This window comes from Arthrobacter sp. MYb214, assembly GCF_002979865.1.
In the GTDB taxonomy this organism is placed as follows: Bacteria; Actinomycetota; Actinomycetes; order Actinomycetales; family Micrococcaceae; genus Glutamicibacter.
Genome location: NZ_PCPZ01000005.1, coordinates 178778 through 205233 on the forward strand (window position 1 = coordinate 178778; position 26456 = coordinate 205233).

Annotated in this window: 27 protein-coding genes and 1 pseudogene; 12 read left to right on the top strand and 16 right to left on the bottom strand. The window is 56.8% G+C overall.

Features of this window, described 5'->3' with window-relative positions:
* Window positions 1–9 precede the first annotated feature (9 nt).
* The 4 genes from CQ012_RS17490 to CQ012_RS17500 form a co-directional block, all read right to left on the bottom strand.
* Window positions 10–792 (bottom strand): hypothetical protein, encoded by a 783-nt coding sequence (locus CQ012_RS17490; RefSeq protein ID WP_146112969.1) that lies wholly within the window; start codon window positions 790–792, stop codon window positions 10–12.
* A gap of 397 nt (window positions 793–1189) precedes the next feature.
* Window positions 1190–2101, bottom strand: a complete 912-nt coding sequence (locus CQ012_RS13630) for a GT-D fold domain-containing glycosyltransferase (RefSeq protein WP_105662468.1) — start codon at window positions 2099–2101, stop codon at window positions 1190–1192.
* A 1383-nt stretch (window positions 2102–3484) separates the two neighbouring features.
* Window positions 3485–3880, bottom strand: coding sequence for a hypothetical protein (locus CQ012_RS17495; RefSeq protein WP_146112352.1), 396 nt, complete (start codon window positions 3878–3880; stop codon window positions 3485–3487).
* Window positions 3841–4767 (bottom strand): hypothetical protein, encoded by a 927-nt coding sequence (locus tag CQ012_RS17500; protein ID WP_133833153.1) that lies wholly within the window; start codon window positions 4765–4767, stop codon window positions 3841–3843. Before CQ012_RS17500 ends, CQ012_RS17495 begins: the two co-directional genes overlap by 40 nt.
* Before the next feature lie 344 nt (window positions 4768–5111).
* On the opposite strand from CQ012_RS17500, the gene CQ012_RS13640 reads away from it, so the two are divergent.
* Complete coding sequence (locus CQ012_RS13640) at window positions 5112–5423, top strand: transposase (protein ID WP_105662469.1); 312 nt, start codon at window positions 5112–5114, stop codon at window positions 5421–5423.
* A gap of 50 nt (window positions 5424–5473) precedes the next feature.
* On the top strand, window positions 5474–6412 hold the full coding sequence (locus CQ012_RS13645; RefSeq protein WP_286134690.1) for an IS3 family transposase: 939 nt from the start codon (window positions 5474–5476) through the stop codon (window positions 6410–6412).
* 598 nt (window positions 6413–7010) lie between these two features.
* Here CQ012_RS13645 and CQ012_RS13650 read toward each other — a convergent pair.
* Entirely contained in the window at window positions 7011–7706 is a 696-nt protein-coding gene (locus CQ012_RS13650) for a fasciclin domain-containing protein (protein ID WP_105659206.1), read from the bottom strand.
* A gap of 158 nt (window positions 7707–7864) precedes the next feature.
* Entirely contained in the window at window positions 7865–9688 is a 1824-nt protein-coding gene (locus CQ012_RS13655; protein WP_286134684.1) for an AMP-dependent synthetase/ligase, read from the bottom strand.
* A 590-nt stretch (window positions 9689–10278) separates the two neighbouring features.
* On the opposite strand from CQ012_RS13655, the gene CQ012_RS13660 reads away from it, so the two are divergent.
* Window positions 10279–11148, top strand: a complete 870-nt coding sequence (locus CQ012_RS13660) for a DUF1295 domain-containing protein (protein WP_105659204.1) — start codon at window positions 10279–10281, stop codon at window positions 11146–11148.
* Window positions 11149–11542: 394 nt separating this feature from the next.
* Here the strand turns inward: CQ012_RS13660 and CQ012_RS13665 are convergent, their stop codons facing one another.
* The 7 genes from CQ012_RS13665 to CQ012_RS13695 form a co-directional block, all read right to left on the bottom strand.
* Window positions 11543–12283 carry a type 1 glutamine amidotransferase domain-containing protein gene (locus tag CQ012_RS13665; protein ID WP_105662471.1) on the bottom strand — a complete coding sequence of 247 codons (741 nt, stop codon included), beginning with the start codon at window positions 12281–12283 and terminating at the stop codon, window positions 11543–11545.
* 221 nt (window positions 12284–12504) lie between these two features.
* A complete protein-coding gene (locus CQ012_RS13670) occupies window positions 12505–12708 on the bottom strand; it encodes a CsbD family protein (protein ID WP_105662472.1) in 204 nt (67 codons plus the stop codon).
* 36 nt (window positions 12709–12744) lie between these two features.
* Window positions 12745–13293, bottom strand: a complete 549-nt coding sequence (locus CQ012_RS13675) for a hypothetical protein (protein WP_105662473.1) — start codon at window positions 13291–13293, stop codon at window positions 12745–12747.
* Between the two features lie 35 nt (window positions 13294–13328).
* Window positions 13329–13880 (bottom strand): DUF6286 domain-containing protein, encoded by a 552-nt coding sequence (locus CQ012_RS13680; RefSeq protein ID WP_105662474.1) that lies wholly within the window; start codon window positions 13878–13880, stop codon window positions 13329–13331.
* Window positions 13877–14257, bottom strand: coding sequence for an Asp23/Gls24 family envelope stress response protein (locus CQ012_RS18020; RefSeq protein WP_105662475.1), 381 nt, complete (start codon window positions 14255–14257; stop codon window positions 13877–13879). The genes CQ012_RS13680 and CQ012_RS18020 overlap by 4 nt, the downstream gene beginning before the upstream one ends.
* Window positions 14254–14430, bottom strand: coding sequence for a DUF2273 domain-containing protein (locus CQ012_RS13690; protein WP_105662476.1), 177 nt, complete (start codon window positions 14428–14430; stop codon window positions 14254–14256). The genes CQ012_RS18020 and CQ012_RS13690 overlap by 4 nt, the downstream gene beginning before the upstream one ends.
* A 37-nt stretch (window positions 14431–14467) precedes the next feature.
* Window positions 14468–14974 carry an Asp23/Gls24 family envelope stress response protein gene (locus tag CQ012_RS13695; protein ID WP_286134380.1) on the bottom strand — a complete coding sequence of 169 codons (507 nt, stop codon included), beginning with the start codon at window positions 14972–14974 and terminating at the stop codon, window positions 14468–14470.
* A gap of 211 nt (window positions 14975–15185) precedes the next feature.
* Here CQ012_RS13695 and CQ012_RS13700 point away from each other — a divergent pair.
* From CQ012_RS13700 to CQ012_RS13710, 3 genes and pseudogenes are all read left to right on the top strand, one after another.
* Window positions 15186–15629 (top strand): annotated as a pseudogene (locus CQ012_RS13700) (RNA polymerase sigma factor); the annotation flags it as partial.
* Between the two features lie 263 nt (window positions 15630–15892).
* Complete coding sequence (locus CQ012_RS13705) at window positions 15893–16195, top strand: hypothetical protein (RefSeq protein ID WP_105658840.1); 303 nt, start codon at window positions 15893–15895, stop codon at window positions 16193–16195.
* A 525-nt stretch (window positions 16196–16720) separates the two neighbouring features.
* Entirely contained in the window at window positions 16721–17305 is a 585-nt protein-coding gene (locus tag CQ012_RS13710) for a GNAT family N-acetyltransferase (RefSeq protein WP_105662478.1), read from the top strand.
* A 14-nt stretch (window positions 17306–17319) separates the two neighbouring features.
* Here the strand turns inward: CQ012_RS13710 and CQ012_RS13715 are convergent, their stop codons facing one another.
* Both CQ012_RS13715 and CQ012_RS13720 read right to left on the bottom strand, forming a co-directional pair.
* A complete protein-coding gene (locus CQ012_RS13715; protein ID WP_105662479.1) occupies window positions 17320–18513 on the bottom strand; it encodes a M20 metallopeptidase family protein in 1194 nt (397 codons plus the stop codon).
* A 202-nt stretch (window positions 18514–18715) separates the two neighbouring features.
* Entirely contained in the window at window positions 18716–19675 is a 960-nt protein-coding gene (locus tag CQ012_RS13720; RefSeq protein WP_105658837.1) for a helix-turn-helix transcriptional regulator, read from the bottom strand.
* A 104-nt stretch (window positions 19676–19779) separates the two neighbouring features.
* Between CQ012_RS13720 and CQ012_RS13725 the strand changes: the two genes are divergently transcribed.
* Entirely contained in the window at window positions 19780–20325 is a 546-nt protein-coding gene (locus tag CQ012_RS13725) for a DinB family protein (RefSeq protein WP_105658836.1), read from the top strand.
* On the opposite strand, the gene moaA is transcribed toward CQ012_RS13725, so the two are convergent.
* Complete coding sequence (moaA, locus tag CQ012_RS13730; RefSeq protein ID WP_105658835.1) at window positions 20322–21362, bottom strand: GTP 3',8-cyclase MoaA; 1041 nt, start codon at window positions 21360–21362, stop codon at window positions 20322–20324. The genes CQ012_RS13725 and moaA overlap by 4 nt on opposite strands.
* A gap of 137 nt (window positions 21363–21499) precedes the next feature.
* Between moaA and modA the strand changes: the two genes are divergently transcribed.
* The 5 genes from modA to CQ012_RS13755 are packed head-to-tail and all read left to right on the top strand — an operon-like array spanning window position 21500 to window position 25946.
* Window positions 21500–22279 carry a molybdate ABC transporter substrate-binding protein gene (modA, locus tag CQ012_RS13735; protein WP_105662480.1) on the top strand — a complete coding sequence of 260 codons (780 nt, stop codon included), beginning with the start codon at window positions 21500–21502 and terminating at the stop codon, window positions 22277–22279.
* Window positions 22272–23078, top strand: coding sequence for an ABC transporter permease (locus CQ012_RS13740; RefSeq protein WP_105658833.1), 807 nt, complete (start codon window positions 22272–22274; stop codon window positions 23076–23078). Before modA ends, CQ012_RS13740 begins: the two co-directional genes overlap by 8 nt.
* A complete protein-coding gene (locus tag CQ012_RS13745) occupies window positions 23075–23827 on the top strand; it encodes an ATP-binding cassette domain-containing protein (RefSeq protein ID WP_105658832.1) in 753 nt (250 codons plus the stop codon). The genes CQ012_RS13740 and CQ012_RS13745 overlap by 4 nt, the downstream gene beginning before the upstream one ends.
* The gene (locus CQ012_RS13750; RefSeq protein ID WP_105658831.1) at window positions 23824–25071 is read left to right on the top strand and encodes a molybdopterin molybdotransferase MoeA; all 1248 of its coding nucleotides are present in this window, start codon (window positions 23824–23826) and stop codon (window positions 25069–25071) included. Before CQ012_RS13745 ends, CQ012_RS13750 begins: the two co-directional genes overlap by 4 nt.
* The gene (locus tag CQ012_RS13755) at window positions 25068–25946 is read left to right on the top strand and encodes an NTP transferase domain-containing protein (protein ID WP_105658830.1); all 879 of its coding nucleotides are present in this window, start codon (window positions 25068–25070) and stop codon (window positions 25944–25946) included. Before CQ012_RS13750 ends, CQ012_RS13755 begins: the two co-directional genes overlap by 4 nt.
* The last annotated feature ends 510 nt before the right edge of the window (window positions 25947–26456 follow it).

The following is a 26456-nucleotide window of genomic DNA, read 5'->3' on the forward strand; positions in this document are numbered from 1 at the left end:
GCGCTGCAATCACCGCAAGAACCCAAGAAACCGTGTCTGCATCTTATGAAACAGCATTGGCCAGTCACTGGTCTTTTCGGAAAATTTCCACGATATGTATACCGGATGATCGATGCCGTTGGAAGCAAGGATTTCGGCTATTAAACCTGTCATCCACCCAATAGAAGGTAATGAATGAAGACCAGAAGAGAAGGAGAGCAGAGCAGAAGAAACCCCTGGTCCATTCCAAATACCATCAGAAATCGGTGGAGATTCCTTCGAGAAGGTACAACGGGAATCAACTTCGATCGCCAGGGCAGTAGAGATCCGCGAGGCGAGAGAGTTGAGAACATCGTCAGAGAAAGCATTCTTATGCCCAGACAGTACCTCGACCGAAATATCCCGTCTATTCTCATTCGTCTCAAGTCCAACAACTCCACTTAGGCCCTCTGATGGGAGCACACCGGAATTGAGATTCTTTAGCTGTTGGAGCGGAACGGCAAAATCAACATGTGCTAGAGGACTAGAACTTGCAGATCGAAAAGTATCGGCTAAAACAGTCAATGCGTAGCATGGAAGAGTTGCGTTAGCCGCAGCAGCTCGGACACCTACCTGGAACCAATAATCCGGCGCGTTCACCGAGCTGTGAAAGTCATCCCGGCTACCCGCATCGTTGACCAGCCATGCACGTTCCACTGACTCATCTTCAACGCCCCACAGTAACTCGGAGTAGTCGTTGAGGAAACCAACTGGGTCGGATAAAGACCTATCGGCCGGCACGCTCGATTTGGCTTCCCAAATGCCAATGAACATCGGCTCTGAATAATTTGACGAGAACAAACTTGAACCCTAAGTGTGTGAATAGGATCTAACGGTTTAGTTAGAGAACACGGCAGTTCACATCGGCCTGCATGCGCTTGATCTCAGTGGTACCGATTCGGCCATCAGCATCTACATCAACATGGTCCCTCCACGAAACCCACCACCAGGATTCAGCTTTGTCTTCTTGGAACAGTTTTACGTTCCCAGTATCCCGAGCCCTTGTAATTGGTGTAGTACTCGTAAAAGCATGAGATCACGTAAGAGAGTGCAAGTGCGATCCGTTGTCCTCAAGTCAGCTCGATTTATGCACGAAATTGGATGGCGTTCCAGCAAGTGCAAATGGGGAACGCGCTGCTTCACGGAGGCGGCATTGGGGCAACGGTGCGGGCTATTTGCGTAGTTGCCGCGTTGCGGGAGTATGTTCCGGACGTGCGTGTCCTTGCACCACGTTGAGGTAACTGCTGCTCAAATGGCCAATATCAAGAGCTCGGATCCCGCGTTCGGAGAGTTTTTTGGCCAAAACGGTTCCGGCCGGGCCCAGGGAAATAATGGCAAGGTCCGGATTCTTTTCCAGGGTCTCGGAGACAACTCGCTCCAGATCGGTAAATGCGTCCTTGGGAGTTGAATGGATAAAGTCTGCGGTTTTCAGGTTATCGAAAAGTGCCGGGACCAAATCAAACCGTGAGCCCTCGCCGGTGATGATGACGGCATCTTTCCGGTCCCAGACTTTGCGCCATAGCTCTACTGCTTCCTGGCCCAGGACTTCAAACACTCGGGGCCTGGTGATATGGGCATTGATGTATTTTTGCTGAGGGTTAACCAGTGGCTTCAAGCTGGGCCACAGCTCGGCATACACGTTGGACCAGTGGGCATCTCGGAATAAGAAGGGGAAACCGATGAGCAGGTCTTCGGATTGAGTTTCAAAGACTTCCCGGAGCTGATACTGGAGCTCCTTGGAGTTGCTTTGGAAGCCTAGGTTGAACTCTGGGCGGAGCATGAGCCGGAATTCGCCATCTCCGAATCGTGCGATGGAGGCGTTAGACGCGGCCAGTAGCTCCAGAGACTCCTTAAAGGGCAGGACTTGGTGCGCGTAGACTTCTGCCACTTCGTCCATGAACCGGCCAGTGGTGGCAGTGCGAATCGCGGTCAGCTCGTTGCGATTTTTCTTCAGTTCGGCGATCACTTGCTTGAGCAGTGCCGGCAGTTCCTCGTGGCCGCCCATCTTGACAGGAATGGGTTTCTTATTCCGGATCTCCACGTGGAAGGTGCGATTCGCGATTTCTTTGATCTTTGACAGCAAAACTAGTATCCGTTCTCGCGGAGGAGCCGCGTTATCCCGCACTGCAGGGCCGCAGGGTGATGCGCAGAGGCTGCAATGTATTGCATTGATTCTATGCGTTTGGATTCATCTTACGATGCGCGTCGATGCCAGGTCAGGGCTGTGGTCGTGTCGCTCAAACAATTAGATGGATGGATAAGCGAAGTGTCTGCGGTTCAAATGTGGGCAATTATCCTTTTACGAGTCTGCAGTGGACGCGCAATGTTAAAGCGATTCCAGGGGCGACGCGCGTCTTACCGTCTAGCTGGGAAGGATCGAATGCTGTGATCGCGGTGGACTACTCGACCAATCCGATGCGGGAAGATTCGGTGTACTGGGTTCCTGCGGTCAAGGTAATTGCAAGGTACGGGATGCCTATTGCTACTAGCGTGAGAGCCATTTCGAAGCCCCATGTAACGGGAAGCAAGATCGCGACTGAGAAGCTCACTGCCAAAATCGATGCTATCTATTTCCCATGCAGAGTTTCCAAGGTATGCCCAGGGGAGCCCTAATGCTGGTGCCACCGGGTCAACGTTCATTCCCGGTGCTGAGTTCGTTGGTCAGAACTGTCACGAGTGAGTCTACGGGCAAGGTCGTTCCAGCGAAGCTGAAAGTAGCAAAGCCGCCTGCGACTACTGGCAAGCCACTGGCAGGGAGATCAAAGTAAGCGCTGGTACCTAAAAGGCGAAGGACGTGAAATTTTCGTATCAGTGCCCGCGCTCGGAAAAGATTATCGGCGAGGCCCCCCGGACTATTGGCTAAGCGGGGGCAAGACACCATGCCGAGATTGGTTGGCCGACAGCTCCTATGCTCCTCGGAGATAAGGAGCTGTCAACAATATAACGGGTCTTTGGTGAAGTTGATACCGGCACGGGAGAGCAACTGCATGCGTAATCCGTCGATGTTCCAGCTCACCCATCGGGCGAACTTGCGTGATCGGCTCAACGCGAGGGAGAAGTGGGTGTAGTCGATGACGGGAGAGCCGTCGAGCTGCACGAGATCTTCGGCAATCTCGGCGTTGGCGGTGGGGAGGTCAAGGCCGTGGTGAGGAAGTGCAGGTGAAATCCCGCGGACTCACTGGACAATTCTTTCTACCGACTCATGGATGGCACGTGCGATTTTTCTGGATTCGGCATTAAACATGGAAGCATCCTGCAAAGACCGCGGGATGCTTCCATGCGAAAGAGTCTGTTGAGACATGAACAATCATTGCCACCCTTGTTGCAGATGAGGTCTCTCCCTCATGGGGATTCAGCAATCCTGGACGGCTCCGACGATATCAACCATCACCAGCACCGCGACAGAAACCTCAGCCGTGTGATGCAGACGATCAGAATAATCAGGGGTTTGACCTCAGACTTTTCTCTATAGTTCGGTTACTCTCGCTATTTCATCAAACTTGATGGTGACTGACTCCGCTGATCCATCACTTATCATCAGATCGGCTGTCTTCTCAAACGAATTCCAGCGTGCCGTCACTTGAACAGCACCGACAGATTCCAAAGCCACTGTCCCAGACCCGTTGGAAGATGGAATGCTCACTTCATGGCCGTTGACCGTTACTGAAAGGTTCGCAGGAACTTTTACGGTAAAACAATCATTTTTTGCACAAACATCCATGACGGCATCCACAGATAGTGACTGGGATGTATCTGAAGTTGAGCAACCAGCTGCGATCAGAACAAATGATGCAAGGGCTAATCCCTTTGCCCAGGTGCGTCCTAGCATCGGTAAGACCCGGCTTGGCTTGATTTCTGCCATAGATTTGAGCTCGTATTCCATGAGATTCCGATTGAAGACTTACCTATACTAAAACCGGTCAGCTTTGTAGAGTTCCAAGAATGCCCATATTTCGCAAAAGCTTGAAGGCATTTAGTTGAACTCGTGGTTAGCGTATAGGTCAAAGTTCCTTTATATGTAGGACTGTGTCCGTAAAGCGCGCCGTAGCCCCAATCCTGGAACGCCCAACCCGCACCATATTGATTGTTGGTTTCCAGCCATCCAGTTTTCTCACACTTGTTATAGCTGTTGCACCCCACAAAGGAAACGCCCTTGTTGGTGACGGCGCGGTTGAACGTAATTGCTAGCCCGTCGGGTCCACCGATCTGAGATTTGCCGCGTGGACACTCGGAAAAGGGTGCATTCTTCCAATTGTATCGAGCATACGCATAAATCTTTGTCCCAGATTTTACAATCTGGGGGCGAGAAATATTTATGTCACCTGCACTCGACGAAGGCTTGGTAACACGGCACCCGAGCTTGGCCGGTTCAGCTACCCCAAGAAGAAAATCGCTGGGTTTTACTGTCACTGGGATTGTCGCCAGAGTTTCTGCCGGCTCCGAAAGGCCCAGCTCATTCATCTTGGCTGACGTTAGCTGATCGAGAGTTACCAACAATGACACTTCACTGCGGAATGCTTCCTCTTCAGCACTCGTACGGTCGTCTGCACTGAAAGGTACAATCACCCCGTTTGATAAAGTGATCGTCTTCGATGACGGATCGTCTTTCAGAAGAGACGCAGATTCGGCTGCTGGAATAGGCGAAGCGCTCTTGACATCGCTTAGGTTTAGATCCGTATCTTGTGATGCGTAAGAAGGCATCGCAGCCATGGTCAGCGCCAATGTCAGCCCAGAGACAAGCATCGTCATTAGTCCCTTCAAAGGGCCCTCTTTCAATTGATAGCCAATTCCAAGTAGGGACCACGTCCGCTAGTGCAAGTTCTGACTGCAGGTGGCGCCTCGGAATACGAACGTATTAATGCATTCTGATTTATATGCATTGCATATGATCATATCTAGTAAATTCGCTTTTCACTTCGATGTTGCCAAAAAGTTAGAATTAGACGCATTCGCGCCTCGCTCTCGTGGCTGCAACCTCACGATCCGGGATCCACGCTGTGTCCACAACGGGTTTGGAGCAGGAGTGGGCAAGAGCCCCCACAGATTGAATCGTCCCGGGTTTTATGCCGCTTTCTATTGAGAGAATGGAAAGCATGCCCAAGCAGTACACCCCCGAAGTCAAAGCCCGCGCAGTGGCCTACATCATGGAACGACTTGACCGCTATAAGTCGGTCTACGCAGCCTGCAATGACATGGCTCCAAAGCTGAACGTCGGTAAAGAAACCCTGCGCCGCTGGGTGCTCCAAGCCCAGGTTGATTCCGGTGAACGAACCGGACCGACCAGCGAAGAACTCGCCGAGATCAAAGCGTTGAAAGCCAAGGTCCGGGACCTTGAAGAAGCCAACGACATCTTGAAGGCATCAGCGATTTTCTTCGCGAGGGAGCCGGACCCTCGCCGGCACTAATCACCGAGTTCATCGACCAGCAACGCGAACACGGCTACGCAGTCCAGCAGATCTGTGATGCCCTGAATACTCAGGGCCTGAAGGTTTCTGCCCGCACGTATCGCAGTTGGAAAGCAGCTGAACCAGCACCACGGGTCGTCACGGACGCACTGATTTTGAACGTTCTTCATGACCTGCAGAAACCTGATGAAAAGACGGGGAGACCGATGCCCGAGGTTCTTTATGGGCGGAGGAAAATGCTGGTCTGGTTGCAGCGCAACGGCTTCACTGACATCTCAAAACACACCGTGGATCGGCTGATGCGTGTAGCTGGGATGAATGGGCTGGTGCGGGGTCGGAGAACGACTACAACGATCCGCGCTAAAGATAAAATCCGGGCGAAAGATCTATTGAATCGGAACTTCTATACTGATGCACCTAACAAGGTGTGGGTCACTGATTTCACTTATGTTCCGATTCGTGGCGGGTTCGCCTATGTGTCCTTCGTGATCGATTTGTTCTCACGCCGGATCTTGTCCTGGGCTTCGTCGACCTCGCATGACACCGAGTTTGTGGAGGAAGCTCTCCAACTGGCCCTATGGCAACGCCGGATTGAGCAAAAAGCGCATGTGAGATCGGCCTTTGGCACCATCCACCATTCAGATGCGGATAGTGAATATACCTCTCAGAGGTACACGCAGACGCTGGCGATGGAGGGGCTGGTGCCGTCGATCGGAACGATTGGGGACGCGTTCGACAACGCGGCCGCCGAAATGGTGATGGGGTTGTTCAAGAACGAGGCGGTTGCTAAGGATTCACCGTTCCGCACTGGAGTCTTGGCTACCAAGGCGGACGTGGATGACGTGGTCGTGGAATGGGTGCACTGGTACAACAACGACCGGTTGCACTCGACCCTCGGATATCGGGCTCCGGTTGAATTTGAAGAACTCTATTATGATGAAATGAGCGGCTCGTTACCCGATGAAGCCGCCAGTAAACTGGCGGCGTAATTTCCGGGACGGTTCATTGCGCTTCAGTCAGTTGGTAGAGAGCTTCGATCATGCGTTTGACCTCATCAGGACGTACCGCTCTTCCCTGCAATGGTTGATGCCTTGCTTAAGAGGTTTCAACAGCGATTCCCAGCACAGGTTTCGGGCGCTCTGAAGTGAAGCGGATCTGTCCAACGGCAGACTGGTGGACGATCTTCAGCAGCCAAGTTAGTGCGGTAGTTCGCACAGTGGCGAAGCCATCAACATGTCGTTAATCGTCTGAAAATATTCATTGTGCGGCTTCCTGCCTTTGGACTTCATCGCTCAGTTGACGGGCGTCAAAACCGAACACCCTTGGGACAAGTCCGCCATAAGGCTGCGTAGCTGCTTCATCTCCTTGTGCGGCTTGAAGCAAGAGAGCCTCATCCGGCGCTGAACCGTCGGTGATTTCGACTGCCCAATTCGGGATCTTGGGTTCAACGACCCCATACCGTCAAGGACATTGCTCTCGTTCAGGGCAGTAGCTGCAGGTCAAATCTTGGGTAGACGGAAGCCAGGGAACGGGCCCCCAAATCGTGCATCGCCCGTCCCCTGGCTTCTTCAGCTTGATGCTGTAGTACTACTTCTTTGCCGGTGGCATCAGCACCGAATCAACGAGGTAAACGGTGGCATTGGCAGTCTGCACGCCACCGCAAATGACCTTGGCATCGTTGACCATCAAGTCATCGCCGCTGCCGCTGATCTTGACCTTGTCACCTTCAACGGTTTCCAGATCACCCTTCAACTCATCGGGAGTTATCTGGCCTGGGACCACATGGTAGGTCAGCACCTTGGTCAGCATGTCAGCATCCGACACAACAGCGTTCAGGTCTTTTTCTGGAATGGCCTTGAATGCGTCATCCACAGGTGCGAAGACGGTGAACTCATCGCCGTTGAGCGTGTCCACCAGATCCACGTCCTTGTTCAGCTTTCCCGACACGGCCTTGGTCAGGGTGGTCAGCAACGGGTTGTTGGACGCTGCCACGGCTACCGGATCCTGGGCCATGCCTGCAACGGAGCCGTCACCTTCGGGCACTGCTTCTGCGTACGCCGCACATCCTGAACCAACAAGGTTGGCGGCTGGATCCATGGCCGATTCGCTGGCCATGCCCGAATCCTCAGATGCTTCCGGGCTGCTAGAAGCCATGCTCGATGCCGAACTTTCGCTGCTGGGAGTGGACTCGGCGCTGTTGTCCATCGAGCAGGCGCTCAATCCGAACGCGGCTACCGCGGCAATCGAGAGCAGTCCTACCGTCTTGCGCTGCATGGTTTTCATGTCGAACTCCTTACCTGGCGACCCCGTTGGGCCAGTTGGTTTTCCAAACCTCTTGGTTTGGGTTTTCACAGGGCATTCGGGGCAAAGTGGTTCGCGGATTGGAACTTATTTAAAGATTTTCTGTTCCGCACATTAGGGGCTCATATCATGACTGATTGCTAGCGCTTAGCCGAGGCATAGAGCTCGTTGACGAAGCCGTTTGCTCTCTCAAGAAACTTACTTCGCTTGAGTTTCAAAGTCGGTGTCAGCAGTTCACTGTTTTCCCCTAAATCGGTAGAAAGCATAAGAAACTCTTTGACTTGTTCACTTCTTGCTACCCGCTTATTGGCTGAGCTGACGGAGTCGAGGACGACTTGAAACAAGAGCCCGTTTCTAATCCTGTCAATTGACCCTTCTGTGCGAGGCTGAAAAAGGGATGCGTCTGTAATCCCTTGGCTAGAGGCCCACTGTTTGACTGCTTCCGGGTCAATCAGTACGAGGCATCCCAAGAACGGCTTACCTTCTCCAACCATTACCGCGTGGGCAATCAATGGCTCAGTTTCGACGTATCCTTCCCATATGCTGGGGGATATTGTCTTCCCTCCCGCAGTTACTATGACATCTTTGATTCTTCCCTTCAGCGTGATGCGCCCAAGGTTGTCCAAGGATCCCAGGTCTCCTGTGCGGAAGAAGCCATCGGTGAAAGCGTCGGCGTTGTCGTCGGGATTGGTATATCCAGCAAATACGCCGATTCCTTGTGCGAGCACCTCACCGTCGTCCGATATTCGTACAGTGGTCCCAGGCATCGGAACTCCCACGGTTCCAGACTTGATCGACCCGGGCATATTTCCCGTTAGCGGCGCTGTAGTTTCTGTCAGCCCATAGCCCTCGATTACTGGCAAGCCAATACCCCTGAAAAAGAGGGAAACTTCTCTATCTAGGGTTGCAGCTCCTGATAGCAGGTACTCAAGACGACCGCCGACTACTTTTCTTAGACGCGAGTAGAAAATCCGATCAAAAATGAAATGTCTCATCCTAAGGCTAGGAGAAGCTTGCTTCGACGAAGCGGTATCGTGTCCCTCAGCCATCGCGCCCCACTGCGTTGCCGTGTCGCTGGCCCACTTCCAAATACGATTCAGGCGTTTCTGATTGGCGGCCTGTGCTGCGGAGTCTTGGATCTTCTGTAGCACCCGTGGCACTACTACGAGAAATGTGGGTTTGAGGAATTCCAAAGACGGTATTACTTCTTTGGGTTCTGAGAGATGCGCGATGCGCATCCCGTTAGCCAAACAAATCAGCTGTAGACCACGAGCCAGAACGTGGGCCATGGGAAGGAAAATAATCGTATTTCCTGTCTCCTTAACCACTTCAGTGTAAGCGGCAGCAACATTGAGTACTAAGCCAACGAGGTTACCGTGCGTAATTAAAGCGCCCTTGGGTGCTGCCGTCGTTCCCGAAGTGTAGACGATAGTCGCTATCGTCTCTGACGTTGCCAACAATCGTCGTTCTTCAACAGCACCATCGGTGATAGATTTCCCTTCGTCAACAAGATCCTCAAGATCGAGATCGTTCCGGGTGTCCATTGTCCAGATTCTCGACCCGCATATTCCCGCGCCACTTAGCCCGCGCTCGAGAATCGAGGCGTGGTCGGTGCTTCCAGCAACTATAAATTTTGGGGAGCAATCGGCAAGTATGGCTGTGACCTGATCAAGCGACGAAGTTTCATAAATAGGGACCACGACCGCACCTGCAAACCATGCCGCCATATCCACCTGAGCCCATTCGTAGCGTGTAGGTGACATAATCACAAGCTTGTTTCCAGGTTGCAGCCCACTAGCGATGAGCCCCTTAGCCAATGCCTGCACTTCGAGAAAAAATTCTCGAGTAGTTATTTGCTTCCAGGGGGCAGCAACGGGACCATCAGCAGATCGAACTTCGAATGCTATATGTTCAGGCGAATTCTTCAGGCGCTCCATCAAGAGATCGGTGGCATTCCTGTGCATGTGCGAAGTGGCCAATAGCGGCGTCGCAAATTCCCTCATAGCTCGTCCTTCCGGGCAGGGGTAACGGTGGATATCAAATACGGACAGGACTAGCCTGCTGTGGACTACTTCTCGGTCAGGCGTCATTCAAGGTAGGCATTGTTGGGCGCTATCATCTCAGATAGGCAGCATAAGCAGGGACGAGGCAAGGTTCGCATAGCTTGGTTTCAAGCTTGTTTAATGTGGGGCTTGAAGCCAAGCTATGCGTTCCGTTTCGACGTAACAACTAGTCAATCGAGATTAGAACGGTTTTCGTCCAGCATTCAGAATGCTTGATTTGTTCAGTCCGGCCAATTTACAGGTCGTGAACAGTTCTGGGGACGAAAGCTGTTTCTGCGATCCTCCGCCAACAGTAAGCATCTCTTAGACGATAGCCCCGCGAAGAGATGCCATGAGAAGCGTCAAGCCGCGATTCCGTCAAAAGCTTTGGCTCAACCTGTGTCCAATAGTATTGCCCGGTCCCAGAGAATATGATGAGGCGACTCTTGGATAAAAGTATCGCAGGATCCCTGGATTGTCTCTGAGGGAAATTTAACGGAGGAAACCTCATAATGAAGAGCAAGGAACGCAAGGCGCTGACCGCTATGCCTGTAGTGCTTCTGCTAGGTGTGCTGCTTGCATTGTCCGGTAGTGATGGCGGGATTACATGGGGTTCGATGCCCCTCTTCGCTCTGGCTGTACTGGCGTCCTTTATAGCCCAATGGATCGCATTCATACCTTCATTCCTAAGGCAAACAGAGAGATTCTACGACCTGACCGGAACCCTGACCTATACAGCAGTCACATTGCTCCTGCTTCTCTTAGTCCCTGAAGTTCATTCAAGATCGCTACTACTGGCATTCATGGTCCTGGCCTGGACTCTTAGGCTGGGAATCTTCCTCTTCAGCCGTGTCACTAGGGACGGCAAAGATGATCGCTTCGACCAGATCAAACCGTCTTTTATCCGGTTTCTCAGCGTCTGGACCATTCAGGGTCTCTGGGTCTCTTTCACTGCTGCTACTGCTTGGGCTGCTATGACCTCGGAATACTCTAGTGAATTGGACGGATTCGCACTGGTCGGACTCGTCATCTGGGCGATTGGGTTGGGTGTGGAAAGCCTAGCCGATCACCAGAAATCAATTTTCAAACGCGACCCGCAAAATCAAGGGAAATTCATCTCCTCCGGACTCTGGTCCAAATCTCGCCATCCCAACTATTTCGGAGAGATTCTGCTTTGGATCGGCGTGGCTGTTGTGGCCGCTCCGGCGTTGCAGCACTGGCAGTGGGTTGTGATGATCTCACCGGTATTCGTCGCCGTGTTGCTCATCAAGATCAGCGGAATCCCGCTGCTTGAAGCGAAAGCTGAATCAAAATGGGGAGGCCGCGCCGACTATGAAACCTACAAGGAAAACACGCCGGTGCTTATTCCTAAGTTCTGGTAGGAAACGGTTTGCTGAAATAGTTGCTGATGCTCTCTAGACTCTGGCACTTCTAGAATTTGCTCTATGTGAAGTCGTCGAGATGCAAAACGAATCTAGACCAGATAAAGCGGGCTGCGCATCGTCGACAGGCGTAGGTTGCCCTGCATCGCAGGTGACAGCGCGGGCCAACCTGGCCAGTGCGAATCTGCCAACCGGCCATGCTGGATAGTGGGTCTGATTGCCACTGCGATGCTGAGCCTCGGAAATTTATGATGCTTCCGCCACTAAGCGGAAGGCGCGAATGCTTTAACGGAAAATTCCTCGTAGGCCTCTGTCGACCTACGAGGAATTTTGGCCGGATGCAGCCGCTTATGAGATATCCGCAGGGGTAGGGAAGCGCTACCCACAGATGTTTTTAGTCTTCCTCGGACTGGGCAGCGTCATTTTCTGAGGAAGCTTCCTCCCTGGCCTTTTCTTGATGGATCACCGCGGCCAGCAGTTTTTCCATTTCCTTTGCAACACCGGCAGCCGAGGCAGGGTTCTGACCGGTGACCAGACGCTCGGATACCTGGACATTTTCCTCGAAATCATCGGCGGCGATATGGTTGGCCCCCTGCTCAACAAGTTTGTCGGCCAATGAGAATGGAATGATCTTGTCCTTGCCGACCGCGACTTCTTCATCGTTGGTAAAGACAGCAACATCCTTGCCGCTCAGCAACTTGATTCCGTGGTGCAGTTCTACATCCAGTAACCCTGCCGGACCGTGGCATACTGCGCCAACTATGCCTCCACTGTTGTAGACGGTCCCGATGAGCTTTTGCAAGAATTCGTTGTTGGGGAAGTCCCACATGGTGCCATGACCACCGACAAGATAGATGGCATCGTACTGGTCCGGATCAACTACCTCGACCCTGGCCGTGTTGTAGAGGCCTGCTCTCGTGGTTTCGTCTTGGGTGAACTGCACCTGAATCGGATCATCGGTATCGACCGTATCTTGTGGCGGCTGCCCGCCCTTGATGGAGGCGAAGTCGACGAAATGTCCCGAATCCCGGAAAACCTTCCAGGGATGAGCCGCTTCTGCGACGTTGTATCCGGTGGGTTCCCCTCCTGCACCGAGTTCGGAAACGCTGGTGAGGACCATGAGGATTTTCTTCACGTTAATGACCTTTCATAAATTTCGGCTCCCCAGTTTCCATTTCCTATGCTGAGGGGGAATCTGTGGAAGATATCGTGAATCTTGTTCTGAATCGTGGTCTCGCTCCGTGCTGTAGTCTTGCAGACCGCGGAAGACTTGCAGATCTGCTGCTGGCTTCTCACGCTGTCAAGCTACACGCATGAGGGCTGATTCTCGAAGTGTTTTAGCGCTTGAATCAGCGATCACGGATTATTAAACCTAGAATTGTTTTTGGCATCTTTGATAGAGTCCTTGACGTCCTCCGCCGATTGCTTCGCCTTAGCTGCGGCTTGGTCCTTGAGCCCTTCGGCCTGCAGGTCCTTGTTGTTGGTGGCATCGCCCATGCTTTCTTTGGCTTTGCCGGATACTTCCTGGGCTTTGTTCTTAATTTTGTCTCCGAGTCCTATGATGCTTCCTTTCGATTGGTTGACTAATACAAACTATTAGGTCAGGGTCGTTCTAGCGGATGGCCCGGATTTTTTGGGCTGAAAATCAATGTTCACGTGTTTCTCCGCGAACTGGGCACCGAGAGCTTGCTCCATCTGAGGAATAAGAACGTCCCGAACCAGGCCTATGCCATCGATTGGCCGGGCATCCGCACGCAAAGTGAAGCGTGCGTAGAGTACGGGGTTCTTCGCTGCTCCATTGATGCGGATATCTGCGATGTCGACCTCGGGGGTGCTTTCAGCTGCTTCCTCGGCGGCCATGGAGACGGTCCTCGAATCAACGGTGGAGACACCAGTGCCGTTACCGGAACGGTAGATGAAAGTTCGTTTGCCTGGTTTCTTAGGTAGAGCTGACATCATTACAAAGATCAAGATGATCGTCATCAGGGCTAGTGCGCCGGCCAGGTAAATACCTAATTCTGGCATTTGTGCAGAAAAGGTATCGATTAAACGCGTCTGCGCGAGTCCGTTTCGAGTTGAATCCCAGCTTAGCCAGGCCACGGCAGCGCCACTTGCCATAAGAAGCAGCCCGAGAAGCGCCAGCATGACTCGTTGCCGAATACTGTTGGGTTTCCACAAATCTACTGTCCTCCTCGGGTAGTTGCTTTGACGCTGACTCTTATCGAATGCGCCAGCGGGATTGCGGATAGCTTTTTTTGGACGTTCGCTTGCACCGACTGTGAAATATCGCTAGTTTCATGCACCGGAGTGAAAACGCTGACATGCAGCCTCTTACCCCGCAATGTCGGCGAGGCGCCACCCACCCCATCAGTGCGCTCTGCTTCATAACGGGCCAGGTTGGCCAAGCCGCGGTTATCCGCAACCCACTCTTCTTGTTCGTCGACTGAGTCCCATTCAAGCAACGCTGTGCTGTGCTTTCCCGGGACTAAGGCAACAATGAACAGAAGCAGTCCGAGAATTGCAACGCCCACAGCTACGGCGATCAAATTGTTATTCGCCCAAACAATGTTCTTGGCAGAATCCAGAAATCCGGTTACCCAGCTCGGCCAGGAACCGCTGTCCAGTCTGATCAGGCAAATCACCAGGGACGTAGTTGAGATGCCTAATAGCACTATGCAGGTACTGAGCAGGGTTGCAGTTCTGGCACTGCGGACATGCCAAAATCTGCTCATAACAGACTCCTCTCCTCAGCGTTTGCTGAAACTGCATGAAGCCAAGCAACGTCGATGTCGACTTGGACAGACGAGACCCCCAAGAATTGAACGAGCTCATCTGTCACTTGTTGACGTATGGCCTCGCAAGTTTGCTGCAGGCACAACGGATATCGGATGCCGACTTTCAGCTTGACTGCTACGGTACCCCCGAGAACTTCGGCCGTAGCAGCAGGCTTCCCTGCGATAGCGCGAGGTTTGCCCAATTGCAACAGGCCGCCAGAGCTGGCTCCGACTCCAGGGATCTTGGAGGCGGCTTTGGCTGCGATCTTGGAATAGATCTGGTTATCCACAGTAGTAGCACCCACAGTGGCACTTTTTGTTTCCACCCTGGTCACCGCCTACGGGTAATGAATACACGCTCCCAATCGACGCGGGTCTGCAGGAACCAGCCGACCACACCACCGATGAGCACGAAGAATGCTACGACTATGAACTGGGTGAATGAGCCGAACGCTATGAACAGTCCGGCCACTAGCCCTATTGCCAGTCCCCACCTGAGCTTATCCATGGGTATTCCTTTCGTTGCCCATCGGCAGTGTTGTGGCCTACTTCAAGTCTTCGCGCGGCTCGTCGTCTTCGTCATCTTCTGGCAGGTGGACGTCGGTGACATCGATGTTCACTTCGATGACTTCCAGTCCGGTGGCACGTTCCACCTGGGAAACAATGTTCGCGCGGATGTCCTCGGAGACCTCCACAATTGAGAATCCATAGGAGACGACGATGGAGACGTCGATCGCGGTCTGCTGCTCGCCCTTTTCCACGCTCACCCCGCCTGAGGTGTTCGCCGAGGCACCTGGGATGCGTTCTGCCAGGGAATTGAAAGTTCGGCGCGCAGCGTTGCCCATTGCGTATACCCCGGGCACTTCGCGTGCTGCGATGCTGGCGATCTTCTGAACAACCCGGTCTTCAATGGTCGTCTTGCCCAATTCGGTGTGCAGTGGGCCCGTAAGGTGCTCTTCCTGAGCATCCTGGTTCCCCTGGCGCTTGGCTTGACGTTCCAGTTCCTCGCCAGTTGGCTTGATTACCTTGTCGTTCGACATTGGCTGTGCCATGTTCTTCACTCCTATATCGAGGGAAACTCTTTCGCTTACACTCATACAGACGAGGTCCGTACCAATATCCTCACACATAATTTAAGTGATCTACATCACAATAGGGGGATTGTGTGGATGAATTAAAACGGTTAGCGGTCGTGGGCCGGTCCCGTGAGGGTGATTCAGAAGCTTTCGGAATGCTCGTTGCCGAACTGACCCGGGGCTTAGGAGATACTGCCGTTCCTTTTTTGAGAATTGGCAAGATGCGGATGACGCGGTGCAGGAAGCTTGGATCAAAGCCTGGAGAAGCATGCACACCCTCCAGCAGAATGGCGCCTTCAAGACGTGGCTTTTTCGAATGACAAGGAATATTTGCCTGGAGCGAGTTCGTTCAGCCCAAAGTCGTGTTCACGTAGTTGATGCCGAAGAATTCTCCGGGCAGCCGGCAGCGAAGCACCTTTCGCCCGAATACCTAGCTGTGCAGCGAAGTGAGGTTGATAGGGCGTGGAATATCGTCGCCAAGCTACCATCGACCTTGAAGCAGGCTTTTGTTCTGGTATGCCTTGAGGACATGACCTATGAGCAAGCAGCTACAATCGCCAACACGTCAGAATCAACTATTCGAGGACGGGTCGCGCGGGCCCGCAAGGCAATTATCGAGGCGGTGTCATGAAAACCCTTCCCTGCGGACGCACGATAGAAGACATACTCCACAAGCTAGATGACTCACCAGACCCTCATGAGCTCGAATGCCGCTGGTGCCATCAAGAACGGCGCCACTTAAAGGACCAAACCAGAATCGTTCTGGATCAGCTTAGAAGCGAAGATTACTCTGCGGGCAGCAGAGACTTAAGTAGCAATGTTCTGAACAGGATTTCCAAACTACGACCCACGCAGAGGACTTGGGAAGCAGTCGTACGAGAAACAGGAGACGATGTGCGCATTTCCTCAAGCGAGATTATCAGCGACATCAGGCAGCAGTTCTCGCGATCCCAAACTGCGCAATTGAACTACGCCGAAGTCAAGGCCACGGACGCGAGAATCCCCCATGTTCAGTGGCTGGTCCGATGCACCATCAGCATGCTCAGCGAAGCAACTGTCCAGCAGATCGAGCAAGAGATCTTGGAATATGTTCAGGTCGGCCTCAGTACACGGTTGCTCGTAGAACAATTACGAGTTGAGATAACGGTGGAAGATGTCCATGGAGAAATTCTCAGTTATACGGAAATTACACGCTGATTCCCTCGGCCCAAAGGTAGACCGCGGATCCTAATATAGCTGCCCCCGATGTTACGTCTCAGTGCCCGACAAGCAGCGCTTCGGCCGAAGCGCAAAAGTTCACCTATCCGGCGAATCATCAGGAGAGTTTCTTCGATGGCGCTGTAGAAAGTGGATCGCGCGGGACACACGAAATCGCCAACGAGCTGAGCCAGGGCTATCTGGTAAATGCGACCACTTATCTTGACACCGGAACTAGATCAGGCTGATGTCTGCATAGCTATAGAGAACCCAGCTGAATTAGTTTCGGCGTAAGGCTAACCCCGTAGAGCGGGACGTTACCCGAAGCTTCGTTATGTGCGGCAGAAGCAAATTGAGTATTTACTGCTTTACAGAACTCCAATTGAATCGTCCCGGGTTTTATGCCGTTTTCTATTGAGAGAATGGAAAGCATGCCCAAGCAGTACGCCCCTGAAGTCTAGGTACGCGCAGTCACCAGGGGGTGAGGACCGCGTTTATCGCGAGAAGAACGATAGCTCGGTACTCATGTTCGTTTCATTATTTGGCACCGGGGTTTTGGTTGCTCCTTCATGGGCGTTAGAAGCTGGCAGAGAGCTACCCGATTCTGAACTGGCCAGCCACGCGAAACTTTTGGAACTCAGCACTCCCTATGGTGGGCGGGCTCTGGGGGTGGCGAAGCTGTACTTCAGTGATTCAGCTCCATCATTGCCAAACCCAAACCCAAACGCCGAGCTGAGCCGTGCACGAACGGACGCTGTTGATCTAGAAACAGCCTGCCCAGACGAGGACACCGCGGAAGTCGGATTGAGTGAGATGGAGAATACCTTCATATTGCTCAGCGAATCAGAACGTGATTCGCTTCCTGTGGCGGGTGCTGGCTATGACGTGTGGGAAGAAAAGCTGGCCCACCTCGGCGCGCTCGTAGCACCTACCAATCGTCGAAGTGGACTCGGTTTTCAATCTGTCGCTTTTGCTCAGAAGCATGCAATGGACGCCGGCCTGAGTCCTCAATGGCGCGTGCACGTTGATAATGCAGCGTCAATCAGAACGGCGCTGCGCGCCGGGTTTAAGTATGCGGGGACCCAAACCCCCGTAATTCTCAAGAACTAGCGCAGCTCCTATGTTCAGTGGGCGGTGCGTTTGAAAGCGATGGCAGCCAGAGCTGCGGCCTGAACTGCGAGCACCGCGTCATCAAAGACGACACGTGGCGAGTGATTCCACTCTGCTTCCGACGCGCTCAATTCCGGTGGAGTGGCCAGTAACGCGATGAATGTGCCGGGAACTTCATCGAGCACAAAAGCGAAATCCTCAGATCCCATCATTGGTGATGGCATGATCGCCACACGCTGTTCACCGTAGATTTCGCGCATCGTTTCCAGTGCCGCTTCGGACTCAATCGGATCGTTCACGGTCACCGGGTAGAGCGTTTCAAAACTCACGTCTGCGGTGAGCTCATGGGCTGCTGCCACACCATTGATGACACGTGGCAGGCTTTCCTCCAAAACAGCCAGCGATTCGTGGGACATGGTGCGGATAGTGGCCGCCAGCTCGACACTTTCCGGGATGACGTTGATTGCACCGTCTCCGGTGGACAGTCGGGTGATCGAGAGGACCACCGGGTCGAAGGCATTGAACCGTCGAGTCACGAAGCTCAGCAGGGCCAGGACGAGCTCGGCCGCGGCAGGAACTGGATCCAAGGTGTGGTGGGGTTGTGAGCCATGTCCGCCGCGCCCTTTCAGCTTCACGGTTAGCTGATTTGATCCAGCAGCTACGGGGCCGCTTCGTGTTGCAAAGACTCCTCGCGGGCCGGGGCCCACATGGATCGCGTAGGCGGCAACTGGAGGTTCTCCGGCTGCGGAGAGCAGTCCCTCTTCGAGCATGATCTTGGCGCCGCTGTGGCCTTCTTCGCCTGGCTGGAACATGAAGATGACCGAGCCACGAAGTTCACTTTGGCGAGATGACAGCAACTTAGCTGCGCCAACTAGTCCTGCAGTATGCAGATCATGGCCGCAGGCCTGCATGTTGCCGTTGGCAGAGGCAAAGTCCAGATTGGTTTCTTCGGTGATCGGCAATGCGTCCATGTCGCCACGAAGCAACACCGTCGGGCCGGGCCGTTCTCCTCGAAGTACTGCGGTGACCGAGCTGGTGCGCGTGCCGGTGGTGATTTCCAATGGCAGCCCTCCGAGCGCGTCGAGCACCTTTTGCTGGGTGCGGGGCAGATCGAGCCCGAGTTCGGGGTCCGCATGCAACGCGCGGCGCAGTTTAATCAGTTCGGGAAGTATGGTTTGCGCATCAGCAGTAAAGTCGGCAGTGGTCATGAATCAGCCTTTCGTAGGCGTCGTCGACGGACGGGCAGGGCGCCTCAGGATGCGAAGAGTTGACTATGCTGATTATTCAAAATTTAAGTATTCACTAATCAAAGCGTTTATTCCGAACGATTTGAATGTTATTAGCACGCGAGTGAGTATACGCCTCGCAGTTGTGCCATCGTCAAGTTGCCAAGACGCTTTTTGCTGCATCTCACAACTTTCCAGATTGAGAGGAAAAATTGAACGACCATAAGTCGAGCAGTTTCCGCAGTTCCCTCGGATACACCTCGCTGACCCTGGCCTCGCTCATCGCAAGGCCGAACGCCGCCCAGCGCAGATCCATATTCTCGGTGCGCACGAGGCAGCTGTTCTCACCGATCTGCTGGATCTGGAACCAGCGGCCAATGAGCGGCTCCAGCTTTTCGGCGCTTGCCTGAATCCGAGCGCTCACTTCTGGTTGCCCGCTGCCGCGCAATCCTACGCGCACAAAGGCCGCCGCATCGCCACCTGGCACTTCACGCGGCGCAAACCGCAATGCCCTGGGTGAGGGGTTCAATGCGCGATCCACCCGGAAACTGCGCCAGTCATCGCGGTCCAGATCAAAGGCCACCAGATAGTAGCGGTTTCCCACGTTCACTAGCTGGACCGGTTCTACGCGGCGCGAGGTTTCTGCTGACTTGGCATCCTTGTAGTCGAAGGCGATTCGTTCATGATCGCGGCACGCCTGGGCCAATGCCACCAGTACCGCCGGATCCACCGGATCCGTTGCGGAGGACTGGGAATTGAGCGGGACAGTGCTCGCGGTCAGCGCCTGCGCCCGCTTCCTCAATCTGGCTGGCAGCACGGGCACAACTTTTCCCATGGCCCGCAACGCGGCCTCGGCCAGCGCAGAAGAACCGCTGTGCACGGTGGATTGCAATGAGACTACCAGCGCGACGGCTTCCTCATCGTCGAGCACCAAGGGAGGCAGCGCGGTGCCGGAGGCCAGCTGGTAGCCGCCGCCCACGCCGCGATCAGCCTGCACCGGATAACCGAGATCGCGCAGCCTGTCGATGTCCCGGCGAACGGTGCGCAGGCTGACATCCAGGCGTTCGGCGAGCTCGTCTCCTGACCAATAGCGATGGGTCTGCAGCAGCGAGAGCAGGCGCAAGAATCTGGTGCTGGTACTCATGCAACAAGTCTGCCTTGATTTAGGACAAAAACTGGCACTTTTCACTTCTACTCTGGTTACTACCAGCTGGAAATACCGGCTGCAGCTTATGCCAGGAGGCAATCATGAGCACCATGTCCATCACCAACACCACCCTCACCGGGGAACGCGCGGACCTGCTCCAGGCTCTGGCCAACGCGAGGCATTTCCTGCGTTTCACTGTCCAGGGCCTGAACGACGAGCAGGCATCGCAACGCACCACGGTGAGCGAGCTGACCCTCGGCGGGTTGATCAAGCACGTGACCGCGGTCGAAAAGCAGTGGCAGGGATTCATCGTCATGGGCCGGGCGGCCATGGCCTGGGACGGAGCGGATTTCAGCCAGATGCCGCCCGAGGCGGTCGAAGCCTTCCTCAATGAATTCCGCATGCAAGACGGAGAAAGCCTGGAAGAGCTGCTGGAGAACTACGCGCAGATTGCCGACCGCACCGACGCGCTGCTGGCAGAGGTGGACCTGGATACCGTGCATGAGCTGCCCTCGGCCCCGTGGTTCACCGACAAGCAGTGGTCGGTGCGCCGCGCCTTGCTGCACATCATTGCCGAGACCACCCAGCATTCGGGGCATGCGGACATCATCCGCGAATCCCTGGACGGGCAGAAATCGATGGGCTAGCCCCCGATGTAGGACATCTCGATGCGCTTGCGGTTGCCTGGGGTCAGCGCGGCGCGCAGCTCCGAGTAGTTGTCATCGCGCTTGCGCCAGTGCCCGGTCAGTGCCTTGGCAAGATCCTCATCGCTGATCCCGTCGCGCATGAGCTGGCGCAGGTCGTAGCCGGAGCCGGCGAACAGGCAGGTGTAGAGCTGGCCTTCGGCCGAGACCCGGGCGCGCGAGCAGTTGCCGCAGAAGGCGTTGGTGACGCTGGAGATCACACCGATCTCTCCGGCGCCGTCCTTGTAGCGCCAGCGGTTGGCCGTTTCACCCGGTTCGGTTTTAGTCACCGGTTCCAGCGCCCAGCACTTATTGACCATGGCCACGACCTCGGAGGAGGGCAGCACCTCATCCAGCTTCCAGCCGTTGGTGGTGCCCACATCCATGTATTCGATGAAGCGCAGGATCGCCCCAGTGCCGCGGAAGTGCTCGGCCAGCGACAGGATCTCCGAGTCATTGACCCCGCGCTTGACCACGGTATTGATCTTCACCGGGCCCAGGCCCACTTCACGGGCCACGTCGATGGCGTGCAGTACCCGGGAGACCGGGAAGTCCACGTCGTTGATGGCCTTGAACTTCTCGTCATCCAAGGAATCCAGGGATATGGTCACGCGGTTCAGCCCGGCTTCCTTCAACGCAGGTGCGAGCACCGGCAGCGCCGACCCGTTGGTGGTCATTGCCAGATCCACCGGCTGGCCCTCGGGGGTGCGCAGCTTGGCGAGCATGCCCACCAGGTCCACGATGCCACGGCGCAGCAGCGGCTCGCCGCCGGTCAACCGCAGCTTGGTGACCCCCAGCGAAACGCTGACGCGGGCCAGCCGCTCGATCTCCTCGAAGCTGAGCAGCTCGGAGCGCTCGCGGAAAACGAAGTCGCGGCCGAAGATCTCCTTGGGCATGCAGTAGACGCAGCGGAAATTGCAGCGGTCTGTCACCGAAATCCGCAGGTCATGCAGGGGCCGTCCACGGGCATCGCCCAGGGTGCCGGCCGCTTGTGCTTTCATACACTCCACAGTAGCCCCCGGCACCGTTGCGTGGAAGACGGTTAACCTGAAAGTAACAAATCAAGTACGCAAAATGGATCGGCCCCGGTTGGCTCGACGGTAGCATTGGCACCAGCCCCCGATTTCAAGGAGATCCCATGCAGCACCGCCCGTTTCCACGGTTCCGAGCCCTTGCCGGGCTCGCGGCGACCGTGCTGGCTTTGGCGGGCTGTTCGGCCAGCGGCTCTTCCGATCAGGCCGCGTCCGAACCCATCACCATCTCCGCGGCAGCCTCCTTGCAGAGCGCCTTCGAACAGATCTCCGAGGAGTTTACCGCAGAACATCCGGAGGTGCAGATTGCCGGCATCTCCTATGACGGCTCTTCGACCCTGGCCACGCAGATCCTTGAAGGCTCAAACGTGGATGTCTTCGCCTCGGCAGATGAACGCAACATGCTGGAGGTGACCGAGGCCGGGTTCGGCCACGAGCCGGTGATCTTCGCCAGCAACACCATGGTGATCGCGGTGCCGCAGGAGAACCCGGCGGATATCGATTCGCTGGAAGACCTTGCCGGGGCCACCACGGTGCTGTGCGCGCAGCAGGTGCCGTGCGGCTCGGCCTCACGCCAGCTGCTCCAGGCCCAGGGCGTCGAAGTGGTCCCGGCCAGCGAGGAGCAGAATGTCACCGCGGTGCTGCAGAAGGTGGCCGCCGGCGAAGCGGATGCCGGACTGGTCTACGCCACCGATGTGCTGGGTGACGAAAACGTCGCCGCGATCGTTCCGGAAGGAGCCGACGAGGTCGTGAACACCTATCCGATCGCCACGCTGGGCCAGAACCCCGGCGCGCAGGCGTTCGTGGACTTCGTGATCAGCGAGCGCGGCCAGGAAATCCTGGCAGAGCACGGTTTCGGCACCGGGGCTGCGCAGGCCAATGGCTAGCGATACCGGGGTACGGGTTCCAGGCTTCGCCATTGCCCCGGCCTTGCTGGGCGTGGGATTGCTGGTGCTGCCGCTGCTGGCGCTTCTCACCCGTGCCAGCTGGTCCACGCTGGTGGCCGATGCCACCAGCCCCCAAGCCCTCTCGGCGCTCTGGCTGAGCTTGCGCACCGGGGTGGCTGCCACCGCCCTGTGCGTGCTGCTCGGCGTGCCGCTGGCGGTGCTGATGGCCCGCAGTTCGGCCCGGGTTGCCCAGCTGTTGCGGGCCTTGATCGCCGTGCCGCTGGTGCTGCCGCCCATGGTCGGCGGCGTGGCCCTGCTCTTCCTCTTCGGGCGCACCAGCCCCATCGGCCAGTTCATCGATTCCCTGTGGGGGATTACCCTGCCCTTTTCCACCGCCGCGGTGGTCATTGCCCAGAGCTTCGTGGCCCTGCCCTTCCTGGTGCTCTCCGTGGAAGGATCGCTGCGGGCCGCCGGCGCCGGGTACGAACAAGCCGCCGCCACCCTGGGCGCCGGGCGCTGGATGGTGCTCACCCGCATCACCTTGCCGCTGGCCGCCCCCGGACTGGTGGCCGGCGTGATCCTGTGCTTCGCGCGGGCCATCGGCGAATTCGGGGCCACCGCGCTATTCGCCGGCAACGCGCCGGGGGTTACCCAGACCATGCCGCTGGCCATCTACACCGCGTTCAACGGGGCTGGAACTGGACGCGACTCGGCCGTTGCCCTGTCGATCCTGCTCCTGGCCACCGCGGTAGCGGTGCTGCTGCTGGTGCGCGCCTGGCGTCCGGGGGCCTTGAAATGACATTGAAGGTTGCGCTGCGCGTGCCGCGCACCGGATTCGACGTGGCCGTTGAATTCGAAGTGCCTGCCGGCACCACGCTGGCGATGATGGGCCCTAGCGGCTCGGGCAAGTCGACCATTGTGCATGCGATTGCCGGGATCCAGAAGATTGCCGAGGGGCGCATCGAGCTTTCCGGTTCCCTGCTGGCTGACGCGAAGCAGCACCGCCCGCCGCACCTGCGCGAGGTGGGCCTGCTGGGCCAAGACCCGCACCTGTTCCCGCACCTGGATGCGCTGAAGAATATCGCCTTTGGCGCCCGGGCCGGGGGACTGGACAAGGCTGCCGCCAAGGCCGTGGCCGCCGAATGGATCGGGCGGCTGGGACTGGAAGAAATCGCCACCCACCGGCCCGAGGCCCTCTCCGGCGGGCAGCGCCAACGCATTGCGCTGGCCCGGGCCTTGGCCGCCCAGCCCAAGATCCTGCTGATCGACGAGCCCTTCGCCTCGCTGGATGTCGAAGCCGCCATGGACATGCGCGCATTGGTGCGCGAAGAGCTGGAACGCACCGCGACCAGCGCCATCGTCGTCTCGCATTCGGCCGCCGACACCTTGGCGCTCGCCGATGACCTGCTGGTGCTGGAACGGGGAAGCATCATTGCGCAGGGAACCGTCGAGCAGGTCTTCGCCGATCCGGCCAACCGTTTTGTGCGCGCGGTGGTGGCTACCTTGCCAGCGCAGCACCCCAGGAGCATCCAGGGAGAGCAGCCATGAGCACCGTCAATGAACCCGTGGAACTTGAAGTGCACCGCGCGCGGCTGCTGTCGCAGGTCGTGCCGTTGGCCCCGCAGCAGATCGAGGTGGCAGGCGGTTTCGCCCTCCTGCACGGCGCGGTGCTGGCCGAGGATGCCACCTCCACGCACCCGTTGCCGCTGTGGGACAACTCGGCGATGGACGGCTATGCGGTGCGCTCCGAGGATACCGCTGAGGCGCCAATTGCCCTGGAAGTCGTCGGCGAAGTGCCCGCGGGCAGCGGCTGGGACCCGAAGCTGGAACCGGGCCAGTGCGTGAAGATCATGACCGGTGCTCCGATCCCGACGGATGCCGATGCCGTGGTGCGCATCGAGGACACTTCAGCCGCTGCAGATGGCTGGGATGCCGCCACCGTGCAGATCCATGGGCCGGTGCCAGCAGGCAAGGACATCCGCCGCAGCGGCGAGGACAAGGCCGCCGGTGACCTGGTGGCCTATGCCGGCGAGCAGCTCACCGCGGCCCGTCTTTCCGCCTTGGCGGCAGCCGGTGCCAGCAAGCTGTCGGTGCGCACACGGCCCAAGGTGGCCGTGCTGGTCACCGGGGCGGAATTGCTTGCGCCCGGTGAACGGCTCTCGCGCGGGCAAATCCCGGAAACCAATTCGCTGCTCATGGCAGGGCTCCTGGCTGAATCCGGCATACAGGCAGCTACCGTGGTGCACTGCGTGGATGACACTCAAGCGGTCCGCGAACAGCTGGAGGTGCTCGGCTCCACGCATGATGCCATCCTGAGCACTGGGGGAGTAGGCCCCGGCGCCTACGATGTGATGCGCCAGGTGCTGGAAGCCGAACCGGCAGTGCAGGCGGCCCGGGTGAAGATCCGCCCCGGCCAGCCGCAATGCGCGGGCCGTTTGGAGGCCGGTGCGATGGTCTTCGCCTTGCCCGGCAACCCGGTCAGCGCAGCAGTCAGCTTCGAGCTGTTCGTGCGCCCGTGCCTGCGGGCCATGCAAGGCCACCGCGAGGTGCTGCGCCCGACTTTGCGCGCCATCGCCGCGGTGGGATGGAAAGCCGCGGCCGGACGCATGCAGGTCATCCCGGTAGTCTTCGAGCCTGGGGAGCAACTGCGGTGCGCCCCGGCGGTTCACGCCAGCAGCATTTCCCACTCGGTGGGCGGGTTCGGCGCTGCCCAGGGCTACGCGCTGGTCCCGGCTGGCGTCAACCAGATCCACCCCGGCGATGAAGTCGAGGTACTGGGGATGATCCCATGAGCACGCGGCAGCTCGCCAACTTCAATGCCCTGGTGCTCGCCGGCGGCAGGGGCTCTCGGCTGGGCGGCGAAGGCAAAGCCGAAATAGAGCTGCACGGACAGCGCCTGGTTGACCGCGTGGTCGCCGCGGCCCGCACAACCGGCGCACTACGCGTCGTAGTGGTCGGCCCGGATTCCGCTGGTGCCAAGGCCGATTCCGTTCTCCGGGAGGATCCGCCATTCGCTGGTCCCTTGGCAGGCATCGCTGCCGGGCTTGCAGAACTAGCTGCCAGCGCAGGCAGTGAATGGACCATGGTTCTGGCCTGCGACCTGCAACGGCCGGTCGCGGTGGCCACTGCGTTGATCAACGACTTTGGGCAACGCGCAGCCGATGGCTTGCTGCTGGTTGACGCGCAAGGCCACACCCAATGGCTGGCTGGAATCTATCGCACCTCGGCACTGGCTTCGGTCTGCGCAGAGCTGGGCGGGAACCTGGTCAATGCCCCGGTGCGCCGAGCCTTGAATCAGCTGCAGCTGGCGCGGGTACCGGTGGATGATGAAACCAGCAGCGACATTGATACCCCGCAGGCACTGGAAAGCGCCCGCCAGAATGAAAGGAAAGCCATGGCACAGCATCTGCCACCCGAAGCACTGAACGATTGGCTGGAAGCAGCCGCCAAGGAATTGGGTCTGGACTCCGGCGAAGTGGATATCGCTACCGTGCTTGATGTTGCCAAGCATGTAGCTCACGAGGTGGCCCGACCAGCAGCACCCCTGAGTACCTTCCTGCTCGGACTTGCGCTGGGCAGCGTCAAGGGAGACTTGTCCGGGCTGTCGGAGCAGCTGGTTTCCCGGGCGCATCGATGGGCCGACGAGCATCCGGAGGGCGTTGCATAAGTAGCACCGTGTTCCCTTCGCCTCAGCAGGGACCGGCCGTCATGGAAGGCCAGCTGCACCGGGTGGTCGACGGAAGCGGATTCCGGATTACTCACCAGACCCACCTGTTATCTGGGACTTTGCAACCAGCGTGAGCGGAGGCCAGAGGGCCCACCGGACGGGCAGTTCGCGGCGCGGGGATGTTCAGGCAGATGTATGGCTATGGACCAGCTTCTTGCGCTGCGCTGGTTAAAGGCCCGTCGATGGCAGGCCGGCGCTCCAGATATCCCGGAAGCTCATCGGATCCCCAGCAGGTGGCCAGTGGGCCTCAGTGTAGACCATGCTGGCAGGATGTGAAGCCCAAGAAGAATCGTGGCGTCGGTAGCGGTTCCGTGTGCTTGGGTCGGGCGCACCACGAGGTGCGCGTGCACCTCGTACTGGTTTTTCGGTATCAGCCGGTGGATAGCGCGACGCTGGCTGCCAGATGATAATGAACGGAGTCCCGGTAGCTGCATGCCCGATACTGTTGAG

Coding starts and splice junctions, on each gene's coding strand:
- CQ012_RS17490 (WP_146112969.1), bottom strand. CDS start 792: ATGTTCATTGGCATTTGGGAAGCCAAATCGAGCGTGCCGGCCGATAGG.
- CQ012_RS17495 (WP_146112352.1), bottom strand. CDS start 3,880: ATGGCAGAAATCAAGCCAAGCCGGGTCTTACCGATGCTAGGACGCACC.
- CQ012_RS17500 (WP_133833153.1), bottom strand. CDS start 4,767: ATGACGATGCTTGTCTCTGGGCTGACATTGGCGCTGACCATGGCTGCG.
- CQ012_RS13640 (WP_105662469.1), top strand. CDS start 5,112: ATGCCCAAGCAGTACACCCCCGAAGTCAAAGCCCGCGCAGTGGCCTAC.
- CQ012_RS13650 (WP_105659206.1), bottom strand. CDS start 7,706: ATGAAAACCATGCAGCGCAAGACGGTAGGACTGCTCTCGATTGCCGCG.
- CQ012_RS13655 (WP_286134684.1), bottom strand. CDS start 9,688: ATGCACAGGAATGCCACCGATCTCTTGATGGAGCGCCTGAAGAATTCG.
- CQ012_RS13660 (WP_105659204.1), top strand. CDS start 10,279: ATGAAGAGCAAGGAACGCAAGGCGCTGACCGCTATGCCTGTAGTGCTT.
- CQ012_RS13675 (WP_105662473.1), bottom strand. CDS start 13,293: ATGCTGGCGCTTCTCGGGCTGCTTCTTATGGCAAGTGGCGCTGCCGTG.
- CQ012_RS13680 (WP_105662474.1), bottom strand. CDS start 13,880: ATGAGCAGATTTTGGCATGTCCGCAGTGCCAGAACTGCAACCCTGCTC.
- CQ012_RS13690 (WP_105662476.1), bottom strand. CDS start 14,430: ATGGATAAGCTCAGGTGGGGACTGGCAATAGGGCTAGTGGCCGGACTG.
- CQ012_RS13695 (WP_286134380.1), bottom strand. CDS start 14,974: ATGGCACAGCCAATGTCGAACGACAAGGTAATCAAGCCAACTGGCGAG.
- CQ012_RS13710 (WP_105662478.1), top strand. CDS start 16,721: ATGTTCGTTTCATTATTTGGCACCGGGGTTTTGGTTGCTCCTTCATGG.
- CQ012_RS13715 (WP_105662479.1), bottom strand. CDS start 18,513: ATGACCACTGCCGACTTTACTGCTGATGCGCAAACCATACTTCCCGAA.
- CQ012_RS13720 (WP_105658837.1), bottom strand. CDS start 19,675: ATGAGTACCAGCACCAGATTCTTGCGCCTGCTCTCGCTGCTGCAGACC.
- CQ012_RS13725 (WP_105658836.1), top strand. CDS start 19,780: ATGAGCACCATGTCCATCACCAACACCACCCTCACCGGGGAACGCGCG.
- moaA (WP_105658835.1), bottom strand. CDS start 21,362: ATGAAAGCACAAGCGGCCGGCACCCTGGGCGATGCCCGTGGACGGCCC.
- modA (WP_105662480.1), top strand. CDS start 21,500: ATGCAGCACCGCCCGTTTCCACGGTTCCGAGCCCTTGCCGGGCTCGCG.
- CQ012_RS13740 (WP_105658833.1), top strand. CDS start 22,272: ATGGCTAGCGATACCGGGGTACGGGTTCCAGGCTTCGCCATTGCCCCG.
- CQ012_RS13745 (WP_105658832.1), top strand. CDS start 23,075: ATGACATTGAAGGTTGCGCTGCGCGTGCCGCGCACCGGATTCGACGTG.
- CQ012_RS13750 (WP_105658831.1), top strand. CDS start 23,824: ATGAGCACCGTCAATGAACCCGTGGAACTTGAAGTGCACCGCGCGCGG.
- CQ012_RS13755 (WP_105658830.1), top strand. CDS start 25,068: ATGAGCACGCGGCAGCTCGCCAACTTCAATGCCCTGGTGCTCGCCGGC.